This window comes from Mesorhizobium sp. BR1-1-3, from assembly GCF_020165455.1.
In the GTDB taxonomy this organism is placed as follows: domain Bacteria; phylum Pseudomonadota; class Alphaproteobacteria; order Rhizobiales; family Rhizobiaceae; genus Mesorhizobium; species Mesorhizobium ciceri.
The window spans coordinates 100,357-114,868 of record NZ_JAIUIC010000011.1 but is presented as its reverse complement, the minus strand read 5'-3'; the positions used below and the strand labels follow the sequence as shown (position 1 = coordinate 114,868).

Below are 14,512 nucleotides of genomic sequence, written 5' to 3'. Positions count from 1 at the left end.
TCTCAGCCTTTCTTCTTGCCGGTCTTTTTCTTCGGCTTTTCGGCTTTCTTGACCGGTTTCAAGGCTTTGGCCTTCTCGGCCGCCTTGGAGGCCACAGGCTTCTTCGCCGCCAGCTTGGCCAGCTGCCTGGTATAGTCCTTGTGCAGCGCGCCGGCGCCCCAGCCCTTGCCTTTGTTTTGTTTCGACAGCGCATCCATGATGGCGACCAGATTGTCGTCGCGGATCTTTTCCAGCTCGCGGATCGACAGCCCATGCGCCTGTTCGTCCGACTGCGTGGCGATCAGGTCGACCAGTTCGTCGTTGAACTCAGGCACGTCCATCAGCTTGGTCCATGGCCATTTCAGGCACGGCCCGAACTGCGCCATGAAGTGGCGCATGCCGGCCTCGCCGCCGGCGACGCGATAGACCTGGAACATGCCCATCTGCGCCCAGCGCAGGCCGAAGCCATAGCGCATGATGTCGTCGAGTTCCTCGACCGTGCAGATGCCGTCCTTGATCAGCCAAAGTGCCTCGCGCCATGCCGCTTCGAGCAGGCGGTCGCCGACGAAGGCCTCGATCTCCTTGCGGATGACGACAGGCTTCATGCCGATCGAGGCATACATCTCCTTGGCGACCTCGATCGCCTCGGGGAAGGTCTGCTCGCCACCGACGATCTCCACCAGCGGCAGGAGATAGACCGGGTTGAACGGATGGCCGACGACCAGCCGCTCCGGATGCTTCTTCATCGCCACCTGCATGTCGGTCGGCTTGATGCCGGAAGTCGAGGAGCCGACAATCGCGTTGGCCGGCGCGTGAGCGTCGATCTCGGCCAGCACGCGGTGTTTCAGGTCGAGCCGCTCCGGCACGCTCTCCTGGATGAAATCGGCATCGGCGACCGCTTCGGCGATGGTCTTGGCGAAGGTCAGCTTGCCCTCTTTCGGCAGGCCGCCGGGCACCATCTGCTTGTAGGCGCGGCGCGCGCCCTTCATCACTTCGCCGACCTTGCGCGACGCCTCGGGATCGGGATCGAAGATCGACACGTCGATGCCGTTGAGCAGCAGGCGCGCCACCCAGCCGGCGCCGATGACGCCGCCGCCGATGGCGGCTGCCTTGTTGATGATGCTCATGCTGAAGCTCCGGTTCTTGTCGCGGCGGTTGCGGGATCGATGAGGGGTACGCGCTCGCCGGCTCGGATCACCGAGGGATCGTAGGCCTTGCGGGCAAAGACTTCGAGCACGAAGGGCCGGAAGAATTCCATCGACAGCGTGTCATAGTCGGGGTCGAAGCTGGACTGGTCCCAGCGTTCGCAAAACTGGTCGCAATCGTCGAAATAAGCATGGCCGGCAAAGCGGTCGCGGGCGTGGCGGTTGCCGCCGAGATGATGGGCATAATAGAGCCGCTGGAAGTCGCCATGCTTTTCCACCACCCAAGTGCACTGCTCGCGCACGAAAGGTTTCAGGATCGAAGCGGCATATTCGTCGTGATTGTAAGGCGCATAGATGTCGCCGATGTCGTGCAGCAGCGCGCAAGCGATCCAGTCGGTGTCTGCGCCGTCGCGCCAGGCACGTGTCGCTGCCTGCAGCGAATGGCCGAGCCGGGTGATCTTGTAGCCGGAAAGACCCGCGTCGAGCTGCACCAGCGCGTCGAGCAGCCGCTCGCCGGTCCTGGCCGCATAGTCGATTTCATGCGCGGTCAGGAACTCGTAGTCGTCCCGGTCGCCATCCTTCATCGCGGTGAATTTTACGGTAGTCATGCCGACCCTCCCGACGAATAATTATGCCGCGATCGGCGCCCGCTTGGTGAGGTTGAGCTTCTGCCGTACCTCTTCCGGTCCAAGGATTCTGGCGCCGAGATTGGTGACGATGCTGGCGGCGCGCTCGACCAGCTGTGCGTTGGTGGCCAGCACGCCCTTGTCGAGCCACAGATTGTCCTCCAGCCCGACGCGGACATTGCCGCCGGCCAGCACCGCCGCCGCGGCATAAGCCATCTGGTTGCGGCCGATGGCGAAGGCCGACCAGTTCCAGGTCGACGGCACATTGTTGACCATGGCCATGAAGGTGTTGAGATCATCAGGCGCACCCCACGGCACGCCCATGCAAAGCTGCACCAGCGCATCCGGGTTGAGCACCTTTTCCTCGACCAGTTGCTTGGCGAACCACAGATGGCCGGTGTCGAAAGCCTCGATCTCCGGCTTGACGCCGAGCGCCGTCATCATGCCGCCCATGGCGCGCAGCATGCCGGGCGTGTTGGTCATGACATAGTCGGCCTCGGCGAAATTCATGGTGCCGCAGTCGAGTGTGCAGATTTCCGGCAGGCATTGGCGCACATGTTCCATGCGGTTGGTGGCACCGCCCATGTCGGTGCCTTTTTCGTTGAGCGGCAGCGGCGCTTCCGGCGATCCGAACACCATGTCGCCGCCCATGCCGGCGGTCAGGTTCAGGATGACGTCGACTTCTGCCGCGCGGATGCGCTCGGTCACTTCGCGGTAGAGATGTACGTCGCGCCTCGGCCTGCCGGTCTCGGGATCGCGCACATGGCAATGCACGATGGCGGCGCCCGCCTTGGCCGCATCGATGGCGGAATCCGCGATCTGCTTGGGCGAGCGCGGCACATGCGGGCTGCGGTCCTGCGACCCGCCGGACCCGGTCACGGCACAGGTAATGAAGACCTCACGGTTCATCGCAAGCGGCATGGAACTCTCCTCCGAAAGAAATAGGCCTCAACAATGCCCGACTTGCCGGAAACTGTTTTGCGTTTTACGAAGCTTCCATGACGAAAAGCGAAAAACCAACGATCTTTCGCGCCGAGCGCTCGCCGCTTAGGGTGACGCTGCTGGTATTTTCCGGTTCGTCGATCATGTGCGTCGCATCCGCCGTCGATCCACTGCGCGCGGCCAACCGCATCTCCGGCGAGACCCTGTTCGATTTCAAGCTGGTCTCGGTGACCGGCGAGGCTCCAGTCACCACTTGCGGCCTGCCGGTGGCGGTCGGCGGCCGCTTCGATGCGGGCGAGTCGACCGACGTTCTTGTCGTCGTCGCCGGCTTCGGCACCCAGAACTATGCGACATCGGCTCTGTTATCCGGCCTGCGCCGGGCCGCACGGACAGCACGCGCTTGCGGCGGTGTCGAAGCCGGCACCTGGCTGGTGGCGCGCGCCGGCCTGCTGGAAGGACGCAGCGCCACCACCCACTGGGAGGACATGGAGGACTTTTCCTCGGCATTCCCCGGCGTCGATGTCCGCCCTGACCGCTATGTTATCGACGGGCCGGTGTTCACCTCGGGCGGCGCGTCGCCGACCTTCGACCTGATGCTGCATCTCATCCGCACGAGGCTCGGCATGGCCGTCGCGCTCGATGTCGCCAGCGTCTTCATCTACGACCAGGCGCGCGCCGCCACCGACGCACAGCCGCTGGTCTCGCTCGGCCGGCTCGATGGCTACGATCCGCGGCTGGCGCAAGCGATCCGGCTGATGGAAGCGCATGTCGACCAGCCGCTGACCATTGAAGCGGTGGCCAAGCGCGCCGGCGTGACGGCACGGACGCTGGAGAGCATCTTTCGCAAATCGATCGGCGAGACACCGGGCGCCTATTACCTCAGGCTGCGCCTGGGCGCCGCGCGCCGGCTGGTGGTCGATACAAGGATCGCCATGGCCGATATTGCCGGGCGGACCGGATTCTCATCCGCCGCGGCGTTTTCAAGAGCGTTTTCAAGGGCTTTCGGCGAAGCGCCGGTCAGGCTGCGCCGGGGCTGACTATGATAGAATCAGGCAGCGTTCTGACGGTCGCTGCCGCCGTCGATCTGCGAGCGCATTTGCTTGGCAAGATGGGTCTCGAAACGGCTGGCCACAGCGCGATCCCATTCGTTCGAGCGGCGCGTGCCGTCCTTCGGATGCGGCATTGCCATCAGCCGGTCGATGATCGATCCAGCCTCGCCAGGTGAGAGCAGGGCGTCGATTTCACGTTCGTTCTGCATATCGGTTCGCCTCCTTCTTCCTCTCCCGCCACGAGCCACTCTTATACGAGATTCGTGACGGCAGTTTGAAGGCAAGAGCGAGGTCATTGAAGGGCGTCGAAGGGCAAAACCATGTCGCTGGACCGGGCCATGCGCAAAGCTGTTCCTGCGCCCAGGCAGGTCAGGTTCCTGGAATTGCTCAAAGCCGCTTTTCGAACAGCACCGTGGTGAAGCCACTGTCCCATTCGTCATCGGGATAGCGGCTTTTCTCGATATAGCCGACCGCTTTGTAGAGTGCTTGTGCGGGCAGGTTGAACGTGTCGGTCTCCAGCCGCGCCTGCGCCAATCCGGCCGCACTGACCGCCTGTTCGGCATGGGAAAGCAGCTTGCGGCCGACACCTTGGCCTTGACGGGATGCCATCACGTGCAGGGCCTCGATGAAATCCGCGCGCCAATGGATCAAGCCGGCGACCTCGCCATCGATCTCGGCAACGGCGAATTCAGGCCAGCTCTGGTCGACATAGCGCCCGCCAATATCCGTCTCGACATAGCGTTGCGCGGCTGCTTCGGTGATGTTCGGCAGCCAGGTGCCTTCGAAGGTTTCCTGCAGCACCTGCTTCAGCGCCGGAATATCGCTCGCCTGCGCAGGGCGCACGATGATTCGATCCTCTGCCATTTCCGTCTCCTGCCAATGCATGTCGCCAAAGTGCACAGCGGTTTGGGACGACGACATGCCGCCGCACGGGCCCTCTTTCGGTGACACGTGTAGCGTCCTGGTCTCACGCAGGCTGCCGAAGATCTGTGCGATCCTCGGCAGCTTGTCGCGAAGTGGGCTGACTAGCAGATGGCGATGGCGGCGGCTTTCAGCCAGTGGCGCCGGATGTCGGTCCAAAGATGAAGCGGCGCTCGCCCTACACGTAGCGGTTGACGATGTTTTCCAGCAGTTCCTGGCGGCCGGACCTCGGCTGCGGCTCGATCTTCTTCTTGACGACACGCTCGGCGATATCCTCAAGCGTGCGCTTGCCGGCAAGCATCGCCTTGCCCTCGGCCGTGTTCCAGCCGGCATAGCGTTCGGCCAGCGGCGCCGACAGTGCCTTGTCCTCGACCATGCGCGCCGCAGCTTTCAGGCCGCGAGCGCAAGAGTCCATGCCGCCGATATGGCCGATCAGCAGGTCCTGCGGATCGAGCGACTGGCGGCGCAGCTTGGCGTCGAAATTGGTGCCGCCGGTCTTGAAGCCGCCAGCCTGCAGGACTTGGTAGTAGGCCAGTGCCATTTCCGGCACGTTGTTGGGGAACTGGTCGGTGTCCCAGCCCGACTGGTAGTCGTTGCGATTCATATCGATCGAACCGAAAATGCCGAGCGCATTGGCCAGAGCCAGTTCGTGCTCGAAGGAATGGCCGGCCAGGATGGCGTGGCCCTGCTCGATATTGACCTTGACCTCCTTCTCCAGCCCGAAGCGCTTGAGGAAGCCGTAGACCGTGGCGACATCGTAATCGTACTGATGCTTGGTTGGCTCCTGCGGCTTCGGCTCGATCAGGATCGTGCCCTTGAAGCCGATCTTGTGCTTGTAGTCGACGACCATGCTGAGGAACCGGCCGGCCTGTTCCTGCTCGCGCGCAAGGTCGGTGTTGAGCAGGGTCTCATAGCCTTCGCGCCCGCCCCACAGCACGTAGTTTTCGCCCTTCAGCCGCTTGGTGACGTCGATACAGCTTTTTACCGTCGCCGCCGCGTAGGCAAAGACATCCGGATCGGGATTGGTGGCCGCGCCCGACATGAAGCGGCGGTTGGAGAACAGATTGGCGGTGCCCCAAAGCAGCTTGACGCCGGTCTGCTTCATCTTGCCCGCGAAGTAGTCGGCGATCTCATCGAGGCGCGCCGCACTCTCGGAAAAATCCTTGCCTTCCGGCCGTACATCGGCGTCGTGGAAGCAGAAGTAGGGCGCGCCGAGCAACGAGAACATCTCGAAGGCGACATCTGCTTTCAGTTTTGCCAGCTCCATCGTGTCGACGCCGCCGGCCTTGGGAAACCACGGCCGGTCGAAAGTCTGGCCGCCGAACGGATCGCCACCCGGCCAGGCAAAGGAGTGCCAGTAGGCAACGGCGAAGCGCAGATGATCTTCCAGCCGCTTGCCGGCGACGACCTCATCGGGATTGTAGAACCTATAGGCCAGCGGATTGGTCGAATCCGGCCCTTCATATTTGATCTTCTGGATGTCGCCGAAAAATCCACTGCTCATGATTTCTGTCCTCTCACAAAGTTCTGACGCCATTACCTCAGGCGTAATTGGTTTCACGCCGGCGCTGGTTGAAAAGGGTCATGTCAAAGCCACCAAACGAAGGAGACAGACCATGACCGACCTCACCAAGATCGCTAAAAACTACATCACCGCCTGGAACGAAAGCGATGCCGGCCGCCGGGCCGAATTGCTCAAGGCGACCTTCACGGAAGACGTCAGCTACCGCGATCCGCTCATGCAGGGTGATGGCCATGAAGGCGTCGCGGCTCTGATCGGCGGCGTGCAGCAGCGCTTTGCCGGTTTCCGGTTCTCGCTGAAGGGTACGCCGGACGGTTTTGCCGACAAGATCCGCTTCTCGTGGAATCTCGGACCTGAGGGGACGCCTTCGGTGATCGAAGGTACCGACATCGGAATCATCGAGAACGGCCGCCTCAAGAGCGTCACCGGTTTTCTCGACAAGGTGCCGGCGCAGTGAGCCGGACACCCGCGGCGTGGGCGAAAGACCGCTCACGCCGTGGCGACCCTGATTGCCGGATAAAGCGCCCGGTAGCGCTGATAGGCATCGGCATAGGCGCCGCCGAGCGCCGCATCCGGTTCGATAGTTGCGTCCGTCCTCGGGGCCGTACAGATTTCGAGCGGATCGGCACCCGTCGCCGCGATCAGGCCGAGCCGCGCGGCACCAAAGGCGGCGCCGAAGTCGCCGTCGGCAGGAATGTCGACAGGCAGTTGAAGCGCGGTGGCAATCGCCTTCAACCAGTAGCGTGAGCGCGAACCGCCGCCGATCGCCGTCACCCGCGTCAAGGCTGTGCCGGCCGTGGCCAGCGCTTCGAGGCTGTCGCGGAAGGCAAAGGCTACACCCTCCAGCACGGCCTGGGTCAGCACGGCACGGCTCGATTGATGCGCCAGCCCGGTGAACGCGCCGCGAATGGCGGAATCATTGTAGGGCGTGCGCTCACCCGAGAGGTATGGCAGGAAGGACACGCCGCTCGGCGCCTTCAATGTGTCGCCGAGCTCAGTGGTCAACTCGCCGGCGCTCTTCCCGGTGATTTCCGACAGCCAGTTGAGCGAATCGGTTGCCGACAGGATGACCCCCATCTGGTGCCACGTGTTCGGAAGCGCGTGGCAGAAGGTGTGAACCGCGCTAGCCGGGTTGGGCAGGTAGGAAGCGTTGGCGGCAAACAGCACACCCGACGTGCCGAGCGAAACAAAAGCGTGGCCGGCGCCAACCGTGCCCATGCCGCAGGCCGAGGCCGCGTTGTCGCCGGCGCCACCGGCGATCGGAATGCCGGCCTGAACGCCCCACTTCGATGCCAATTCGCTGCGCAACGCGCCTGCCTTCTGCGTACCCTCGACCAGCGACGGCATCTGCTTTTCATCGAGCGATGTCGCCGCGAGCAAATCCGCACTCCAGCGCCGCTTGCCGACATCGAGCCAGGACGTGCCGGCAGAATCCGACATTTCCGAAATGTGCTCGCCCGAAAGCCAGAGCCGCAGGAAATCCTTGGGCAGCAGCACTTTTGCGACCTTGGCGAAGACAGCGGGCTCGTTGTTCTTCACCCAGGCCAGTTTCGGCGCGGTGAACCCGGGAAAGACGATGTTGCCGGTCAGGGCGCGGAAACGCGGATCGGCATCGAGGACGGCGGCCTCGGCATGGCTGCGCGTGTCGTTCCACAGGATGCAGGGGCGCAGCACCTTGTCGGCGGCGTCAAGCAGCGTGGCGCCATGCATCTGGCCGGACAGGCCAATGCCCTTGACTGCCGCGAGTTCATGCGGATGGGAGGATTTGAGCTCGGCGATTGCGTCTTCGCAGGCCCGGATCCAGTGCTCGGGATTCTGTTCCGACCAGCCGGGGTGCGGCCGTGAAACATCAAGCGAACCATGGCCGGAACCGATGACGGTTTGCCCGGCATCGATCAGCAGCGCCTTGACGCCCGACGTCCCGAGATCGAGGCCCAGATACATGTCTTCCTCCCACGCCAGTTAATTTTTTCGGGTCTCGAAAAAATCTGGCTTGGCCAGTTTCTAAAACAAGATCCGCTTCGGGTCAATTCTCCGACAAATCGGCGGCGCGTCGCACAAACAGCGCTGACAGCGGACTGTCGGGCCGCGCCATCGAACGCTCCGCCGTGAGCGCCTTGGCCAGCGCACCCTCACCGGCGCGCAAGGCCGCCTCGATCAGCGTCAGGTCGATGACGTCGCGCTGGGCGTGGCTGCCACCGAAACGATGTGCGATCGCCCGGATCGGCCGGATCAGGCGCGCGGTCTCGGCGTAGCTGCCCTCACCGAATGCCTTGATGGCGAGCGTCAGCGGATGGCCGACATCCCGCGTGAAAGCCGCATTGTCGTCGCTGCCACGCATGGCCTCGCGCTGAGCCTCGAGCAAGGCGAGGGCCGGCGCATCTAACCCGGCACCCACGAAGGCCATCATCGCGTGGGCGTCGTTGAAGGCATAAAGACCCGCTCCCGCCTTGCCCCAGTTGGCGGCGAGTGCCGCCCAGCGGTCGCCGACATCGACGCCGCCGAGGTGGAGCCGCCACAGGATTGCCGAGGCATCGACCATGTTGAGCGCCATCGTCGATTGCACGCTGTAGATAGGGCCGTCATAGAGGGCCAGCACCGCGTCGGTCTCGCCGAGATCATAGTGGAACAGCGCCAGGTGCCACCAATTGTGGACCTGCAGGAAGCTCTCCCGTGTCCACGCTTCCGGATTGGCGCGCATCCAGGCAATGCCATCCCTTTGCCGGCTTTGCATCTCCATGACATGGGCGACGGCGTGCTGCGCCCAGCCGTCGCGCGGCTCGATGTCGACTGCCTCGCGGCCAAGCTGCTCGGCCCTGACATAGTCACCCATTTCCTCCAGCCCGAAAGCCTGCATGCCGAGCATGGCGTGGTAGCCGGGCATGCCGCTTTGCCACGAAGGCAGGGCACGAGCGATGCGGTCGCGCAGCATGCGGGCATTGCCGGTGAAGAAATCGATCTGGTGGCCGACCTGCAGCGCCAGCCCGTCGCGCGGGGTCTCGATGGTGATGTCCTCGAGAACGCGGCTGGCCTCATGCCAGCGCCCGCTGGCGAGATGGCCAAGGGCCGAGACATGCGCCCGCTCGCGCGTGGTCGCGGCAAGCGGCAGTGCGGCCTCATGGCAAGCCTTGGCCACGGCCGTCGCCTCCCGCTCGGTGGCGAGGCCGAACAGATATCCCTTGAAGACATGGGCCATGACGAAGCCGGGATCTTCCGCGATGGCGCGGTCGACGGAAGCTACGGGATCGCCGATGAAGCACTGCAGTTCACGCACTGCCTGGCTGTAAGGCGTGAATCCCGCCTCCGTCGCGCCCGAAAGTGCCAGGCCGAATGCGTCCCTGATTGCCATGCGATGTCCTTTATCGACCCGTGACAGGCCCTTGATCCTTCGGCCCAAAGCGATCCTAAAGCATAGGCCACGGACACGCCAACCGTGCGCTACGCCAGACCTTTCAGTAGTCTTTGCAGTTTAGCAACCATGCGGGGCAGATTAGGCTTTGTAAAATTGAATGAATTGTGTCTTCATTGCGGCGGCTGGCGGGGGCTGGAAATCGCGAATCGAGAGGGGACGCGATGCGGCATGTGAAGAACTCGCTTCCGAACAGTCGTTCGGCGGATGCGCAGGTGACAATTGCTTCGCAACGGCGAAAGCCGCATCCGTTACATCCGTGGCTTATTAGCATCCTCTCAACTACAGCTTTTGCGTTGCTGCCCAACTCCGCCGCGTTTGCCGCATGCGTGCTGGCTCCATCCGCCGGAAACACCGTCTACACCTGTGACAGCGGCGACTCAGCCGGCAGCCTCACCGATCTCGACGGCGACAACACGCTGAATTTTCCCGCCGGCGGCACCGGGCAGATATCAGGCAATGTGACCTTTGGCGTCGGCACGGACCGCATCGACATGCAGTCCGGCACCATCACCGGCGCCGTCGATCAGGGTGGCGGCACGGATTTCTTCACCATTGGCGCGGGCACCGTCGCCGGCAATGTCCAGCAGGGCGCCGGCATCGACGACTTCAACATGAGCGGCGGCCAGATCGGCTCGCTCAACCAGGGCGACGGCCTCGACACCTTCACCATGACCGGCGGACGCATCGTCGATTTCTTCGACGATGGCGACCACGCCGTGATGACCGGTGGCCGCATCGGCCGGGTCAACATGAAGCTAGATCAGAACTATTTCAACATGTCAGGCGGCACCATCGACCGCAACCTCGTCACCGGCTTCGACAAGGATACGATCATCCTGTCGGGCGGCACCATCGGCGGCAACATCAGCGTCAGCGGCGGCAATGACAGCGTCACGGTCACCGGCGGCACGGTCGGTGGCGATATACTGATGAGCTTTGGCGCCGACAATTTCGTCTGGAACGGTGGCGGCATCATCTATGGTTCCGTCGATCTCGGCGGCGATAACGACACCGCCAGGCTCAGCAACCTCACCAACGCCAATCTCGGTGCCACGGATGCCATATCAGGTGGTGCCGGCACCGATGCGCTGACCCTGGACAACGTCAAACTGGATGGCATCAGCCGGCTCCAGAACTGGGAAAGCATCGACGCCACCAATGACACCCAGCTGACGATGGACAGCAATCTGGTGCTCGGCGACAGCGGCACCGGCACGGGTTCGCTCAGTGTCGATGCCGCAAGCACGCTCTATGGCGGCGGCTTCAATGCGGCGATCCAGGCGTTTACGGCAGGCCAGCTGGCGCAGGTCACCAATGCCGGCCGCATCGACCTGACCAATGGCAGCACCGGCGCCACCGACAGCCTGACGATTTCGGGCAATTATGTCGGCCTGGGTGGCCTGCTGCTTATCCAGACCGAGCTCGGTGACGATTCCTCCGCATCCGACAAGTTGGTCCTGTCGAGCGGAACGGCTTCCGGTTCGACCGGCATCTCCGTGGTCAATCTCGGCGGCGCGGGGGCTGCGACCACGCAGGACGGCATCATGGTCATCCAGGCAATCAACGGCGCCACCTCGGGCGCCACGACATTTGCGCTCGACGCCCCGGTCGCTGCCGGTGCCTTTGAATATTATCTGTTCAAGGGCGGCGTCAGCGCCGGCAGCGAGGAGAACTGGTACCTGCGCTCGACGCTGAACACGCCGGCCCCGCCGGCCGCAGCCCCGCCGGCGCTGGAACCTGCTCCGCCGCCGGTACCTGAGCCGCCGGCGGCCGAACCGCCGCCGCCGCCGCCCATCGACCCTGCGCCGCCGCCTCCGCCGGAATCCACCCCCGGCGATCCCGATCCGGTTGATCCGGCGCCGCCGGTCGTGCCGACCGATCCGCCGCCCGCGACACCACCGCCACCACCACCGGCACCAGTGGCGGATCCGCCCCCGCCGCCGCCGGTGGTGCCAACTGAGGTGCCCGACCTGCCGACACCGGCGGCGGGCGAGGAAATCCTGCTCTATCGCATCGAGGTTCCGGTCTATTCGGCCTTGCCGCCGGTCGCCGAACATCTGGCGATGACGACGCTCGGCACATTCCACGAACGGCGCGGCGAGCAGAGCCTGTTGTCGAACACCGAGCTGTCGCCGGTCTGGGGCCGCATCTTCGGTCAGGACAGCAAAATGGCCTATTCAGGAACGGTATCGCCGTCCTTTGACGGCACCCTGTTCGGCCTCCAGGCGGGCTTCGATCTGTTCGGCCGCGAAACCGCGTCGGGCCAGACCGATCGCGCCGGCCTGTTCGTCGCCTATGCCAGCATGAATGGCGACGTGCGCGGCCAGGCGCTGGGCAGGGACAATCTGTCCGTCGGCAGCATGGATATCAACGGCACCAGTGTCGGCGGCTACTGGACCCGGATCGGTCAGGGTGGCTGGTACCTGGACGGCGTCCTCATGGCCACCTTCTTCGGCGGCAACGCAACATCGTCGCGCGACATTGGCATCGACGTCGGCGGGACCGGCGTCACCGCTTCGCTGGAAGGCGGCTATCCCATCGCGCTGGCGCAAGGCTGGACGCTTGAACCGCAGGCGCAACTGGTCTGGCAGCAATTGTCGCTCGACGATGCGTCGGACCGCTTTGCTTCGGTTTCCTTCGATACGGACGGCAGCGTGACCGGCCGGCTCGGCGCACGGCTGCAAGGCGAAACAACGATCAATGGCATGGCGCTGCAGCCGTATCTCAAGGCCAACATCTGGCACGATTTCGGCGGCACCAGCCATGTCAATTTCGACACCACCGACATCTCGACCGAGGGCAGATCGACCTCGTTCGAGTTCGGCGGCGGCGTGATTGCCAAGGTGACGGACAAGGTCAGCATCTTCGCCACCGGCGACTACACCACCAATCTCGGTGGCGACAAGCGTCGGATCCTCGAAGGCAATCTGGGCTTCAGCGTCAAATGGTAAGGCCGGTCATGATCCCGAAAACCAGTTTCGGGATCATGATCAAAAAGACAGCTTAATTGCTGGAACGCATCGCCACCGTGGCGATGCCGGCGCCGACCAGCAGCGTACCGCCGGTGCGGTTGAAGATGCGGATCGCCTTGGGATTGCGCACCACGTTGCGTGCGCGTGCCGCGATCAGCGCATAGCCGAAGGCATTGGCGAAGGCGAGCGCCAGGAAGGTCGTCTCGAAGATCAGCATCTGCGTCCAGAAATCGGCGTGCCGGTCGAGGAACTGCGGCAGGAAAGCAACGAAGAACGTGATGCTTTTCGGGTTGAGCGCGGTGACGAGCCAGGCGTGCGCCATCATCTTGGCCGAGGAGACCGCGTCGGTGCGCGGTTCGGCCTTCAACGCGCCGCCGGCGCGAAACAGTTTCACGCCAAGATAGATCAGATAACCGGCGCCGATCAGCTTCAGGATGGTGAAGACGGTCGCCGAGGCCGCCAGCAGCGCGCCGATACCCAGCATCGACAACGTCATCGCAGTGAAATCCCCCAACGCCACGCCGACGGCCATCGGCAGAGCGGTACGCCAGCCCTGGCCCAGCGCATAGGACACGACCAGCAGGATGGTCGGACCCGGAATGATGAGAAGGATCGTCGATGCGGCAGCGAAGGCGGCCCAGTTTTCGAAGGACATGCTCGTCTCCTTTGAGCTTAAAGAAGAGGATAAATCCTTAGGCCCGGGAGAATGTAAAGAGGCGATTTCCCTAACTGCGCCAGCGGCAGATCGGTGTCAGTTCGCGCCGCTCAGTGTGCTCACGATATCGGCCAGGCTGACATTGGCACCGAGAACGGTAGCCGCCGCGACAATGGCAGCGGCAAAAAGCTTGATGTCGGTTTTTAAGGTCTTGCACATGGAGGCCCCTCGCTGATGGTTCGAGGAGTAGGAGACGCCGGCGCCGGGAATATGACTCGACCGAGGTCTTTTTGTGCAGCAGCCTTCGTTCAAGTTCAGGCAAGAAGGTCGAACATCGCCAAGGCCATGCGCAAATGCAGGCTGTGCAAGGTCTTCACGCTTTATCAACCATGAATGAGGAAAATGCCTGCTATCCGGCCGGACCGTGCTTCCCGCCGACAGCGTAGGGTCTGGGTATATGCGTGAGTTGCCGCAAGGTCTGACGCCGCCGCGAAATGGCGACGCAATCGAAACCGATCATCATCTTTCCCGCCGCGCCATCCTGTCCGGGGCAGGGGCGCTTGCGCTGCTGAGCGCCGCCGGTTGCTCGACCTCGGGCGGCGGTCTGCCGGCGCTCGAGCTCGACGACGTCACCACGGGTTCCGTGCGGCCGATCCGGCCAAGCATCAGCGTCGACAAGAACATCACCAGCCCCGGCGTCATGTATGCCGGGCTGACCGACGGCGGCTTCAACGTGCCGGAAGTGCCATATCTGAAGGTCAAGCCGGAATTCCGCCGCCAGATCGTCGTCGACACCACAGGCGAGGCCCCCGGCACCATCGTCGTCCATCTCAAGGAGCGCATGCTCTATCTCGTCCAGCCGGGTGGCGACGCCATTCGGTACGGCGTCGGCATCGGCAAGGATGGTTTCCGCTGGTCCGGCCGCGCCAACATCCAGTACGGCAGGGAATGGCCGACCTGGACGCCGCCGCCGGAGATGATCGCCCGCAAGCCTGAACTGGTGAAGTGGCAGGCCGGACAGCCCGGCGGCCTCACCAATCCGCTCGGCGCGCGTGCCCTCTACATCTACCAGGACGGCAAGGACACCGGCTATCGCATCCACGGCTCGCCCGAATGGTGGAGCATCGGCCAGGCGATGTCGTCGGGCTGCGTGCGCCTGATCAACCAGGACATCATCGACCTCTACAGCCGCGTCTCCAAGAAAAATCCGGTCGTCGTCGTCTGACGCTTATGCGGCGTGTTGGCGCCGCTCGAAACTCCCGTTGCGCGATGCAGCAAGACAGGCCAAG

14 protein-coding genes are annotated in these 14,512 nt (G+C 63.6%); 4 read left to right on the top strand and 10 right to left on the bottom strand.

The window, feature by feature from the left end; all coding sequences use genetic code 11:
- Positions 1–2 precede the first annotated feature (2 nt).
- Genes LB559_RS23250 through LB559_RS23240 form a run of 3 tightly spaced genes read right to left on the bottom strand, consistent with a single transcriptional unit; the run spans position 3 to position 2,671 of the window.
- Positions 3–1,106, bottom strand: coding sequence for a carnitine 3-dehydrogenase (locus tag LB559_RS23250; RefSeq protein ID WP_224675070.1), 1,104 nt, complete (start codon positions 1,104–1,106; stop codon positions 3–5).
- Positions 1,103–1,732 carry an HD domain-containing protein gene (locus LB559_RS23245; protein ID WP_013528294.1) on the bottom strand — a complete coding sequence of 210 codons (630 nt, stop codon included), beginning with the start codon at positions 1,730–1,732 and terminating at the stop codon, positions 1,103–1,105. The genes LB559_RS23250 and LB559_RS23245 overlap by 4 nt, the downstream gene beginning before the upstream one ends.
- Before the next feature lie 21 nt (positions 1,733–1,753).
- Positions 1,754–2,671, bottom strand: coding sequence for a 3-keto-5-aminohexanoate cleavage protein (locus LB559_RS23240; RefSeq protein WP_013528293.1), 918 nt, complete (start codon positions 2,669–2,671; stop codon positions 1,754–1,756).
- Between the two features lie 77 nt (positions 2,672–2,748).
- Between LB559_RS23240 and LB559_RS23235 the strand changes: the two genes are divergently transcribed.
- Positions 2,749–3,729, top strand: a complete 981-nt coding sequence (locus LB559_RS23235; protein ID WP_024501969.1) for a GlxA family transcriptional regulator — start codon at positions 2,749–2,751, stop codon at positions 3,727–3,729.
- An 11-nt stretch (positions 3,730–3,740) separates the two neighbouring features.
- Here LB559_RS23235 and LB559_RS23230 read toward each other — a convergent pair whose 3' ends face one another.
- The 3 genes from LB559_RS23230 to xylA all read right to left on the bottom strand — a co-directional run bounded on the left by LB559_RS23230 (position 3,741) and on the right by xylA (position 6,166).
- Positions 3,741–3,950 carry a hypothetical protein gene (locus LB559_RS23230; protein WP_013528291.1) on the bottom strand — a complete coding sequence of 70 codons (210 nt, stop codon included), beginning with the start codon at positions 3,948–3,950 and terminating at the stop codon, positions 3,741–3,743.
- A gap of 178 nt (positions 3,951–4,128) precedes the next feature.
- Positions 4,129–4,605 (bottom strand): GNAT family N-acetyltransferase, encoded by a 477-nt coding sequence (locus tag LB559_RS23225; RefSeq protein ID WP_013528290.1) that lies wholly within the window; start codon positions 4,603–4,605, stop codon positions 4,129–4,131.
- A 235-nt stretch (positions 4,606–4,840) separates the two neighbouring features.
- The gene (xylA, locus tag LB559_RS23220) at positions 4,841–6,166 is read right to left on the bottom strand and encodes a xylose isomerase (RefSeq protein ID WP_027161006.1); all 1,326 of its coding nucleotides are present in this window, start codon (positions 6,164–6,166) and stop codon (positions 4,841–4,843) included.
- Positions 6,167–6,278: 112 nt separating this feature from the next.
- Here xylA and LB559_RS23215 point away from each other — a divergent pair, with 112 nt between their 5' ends.
- Positions 6,279–6,641: a nuclear transport factor 2 family protein gene (locus LB559_RS23215; RefSeq protein ID WP_224675069.1), complete on the top strand. Its 363-nt coding sequence runs from the start codon at positions 6,279–6,281 to the stop codon at positions 6,639–6,641.
- A 32-nt stretch (positions 6,642–6,673) separates the two neighbouring features.
- On the opposite strand, the gene xylB is transcribed toward LB559_RS23215, so the two are convergent.
- Positions 6,674–8,128: a xylulokinase gene (xylB, locus tag LB559_RS23210; RefSeq protein ID WP_027161005.1), complete on the bottom strand. Its 1,455-nt coding sequence runs from the start codon at positions 8,126–8,128 to the stop codon at positions 6,674–6,676.
- A gap of 82 nt (positions 8,129–8,210) precedes the next feature.
- A complete protein-coding gene (locus LB559_RS23205) occupies positions 8,211–9,533 on the bottom strand; it encodes a tetratricopeptide repeat protein (protein ID WP_063169803.1) in 1,323 nt (440 codons plus the stop codon).
- Between the two features lie 224 nt (positions 9,534–9,757).
- Here LB559_RS23205 and LB559_RS23200 point away from each other — a divergent pair, with 224 nt between their 5' ends.
- Positions 9,758–12,547 carry an autotransporter outer membrane beta-barrel domain-containing protein gene (locus tag LB559_RS23200; RefSeq protein ID WP_224675068.1) on the top strand — a complete coding sequence of 930 codons (2,790 nt, stop codon included), beginning with the start codon at positions 9,758–9,760 and terminating at the stop codon, positions 12,545–12,547.
- Positions 12,548–12,599: 52 nt separating this feature from the next.
- Here the strand turns inward: LB559_RS23200 and LB559_RS23195 are convergent, their stop codons facing one another.
- Both LB559_RS23195 and LB559_RS32915 read right to left on the bottom strand, forming a co-directional pair.
- Positions 12,600–13,223, bottom strand: coding sequence for a LysE family translocator (locus LB559_RS23195; RefSeq protein ID WP_023761181.1), 624 nt, complete (start codon positions 13,221–13,223; stop codon positions 12,600–12,602).
- Between the two features lie 96 nt (positions 13,224–13,319).
- Complete coding sequence (locus tag LB559_RS32915) at positions 13,320–13,442, bottom strand: hypothetical protein (RefSeq protein ID WP_013528283.1); 123 nt, start codon at positions 13,440–13,442, stop codon at positions 13,320–13,322.
- A gap of 238 nt (positions 13,443–13,680) precedes the next feature.
- Between LB559_RS32915 and LB559_RS23190 the strand changes: the two genes are divergently transcribed.
- A complete protein-coding gene (locus tag LB559_RS23190; protein WP_127259499.1) occupies positions 13,681–14,448 on the top strand; it encodes a L,D-transpeptidase in 768 nt (255 codons plus the stop codon).
- Positions 14,449–14,512 lie beyond the last annotated feature (64 nt).

Coding starts and splice junctions, on each gene's coding strand:
- LB559_RS23250 (WP_224675070.1), bottom strand. CDS start 1,106: ATGAGCATCATCAACAAGGCAGCCGCCATCGGCGGCGGCGTCATCGGC.
- LB559_RS23245 (WP_013528294.1), bottom strand. CDS start 1,732: ATGACTACCGTAAAATTCACCGCGATGAAGGATGGCGACCGGGACGAC.
- LB559_RS23240 (WP_013528293.1), bottom strand. CDS start 2,671: ATGCCGCTTGCGATGAACCGTGAGGTCTTCATTACCTGTGCCGTGACC.
- LB559_RS23235 (WP_024501969.1), top strand. CDS start 2,749: ATGACGAAAAGCGAAAAACCAACGATCTTTCGCGCCGAGCGCTCGCCG.
- LB559_RS23230 (WP_013528291.1), bottom strand. CDS start 3,950: ATGCAGAACGAACGTGAAATCGACGCCCTGCTCTCACCTGGCGAGGCT.
- LB559_RS23225 (WP_013528290.1), bottom strand. CDS start 4,605: ATGGCAGAGGATCGAATCATCGTGCGCCCTGCGCAGGCGAGCGATATT.
- xylA (WP_027161006.1), bottom strand. CDS start 6,166: ATGAGCAGTGGATTTTTCGGCGACATCCAGAAGATCAAATATGAAGGG.
- LB559_RS23215 (WP_224675069.1), top strand. CDS start 6,279: ATGACCGACCTCACCAAGATCGCTAAAAACTACATCACCGCCTGGAAC.
- xylB (WP_027161005.1), bottom strand. CDS start 8,128: ATGTATCTGGGCCTCGATCTCGGGACGTCGGGCGTCAAGGCGCTGCTG.
- LB559_RS23205 (WP_063169803.1), bottom strand. CDS start 9,533: ATGGCAATCAGGGACGCATTCGGCCTGGCACTTTCGGGCGCGACGGAG.
- LB559_RS23200 (WP_224675068.1), top strand. CDS start 9,758: ATGCGGCATGTGAAGAACTCGCTTCCGAACAGTCGTTCGGCGGATGCG.
- LB559_RS23195 (WP_023761181.1), bottom strand. CDS start 13,223: ATGTCCTTCGAAAACTGGGCCGCCTTCGCTGCCGCATCGACGATCCTT.
- LB559_RS32915 (WP_013528283.1), bottom strand. CDS start 13,442: ATGTGCAAGACCTTAAAAACCGACATCAAGCTTTTTGCCGCTGCCATT.
- LB559_RS23190 (WP_127259499.1), top strand. CDS start 13,681: ATGCGTGAGTTGCCGCAAGGTCTGACGCCGCCGCGAAATGGCGACGCA.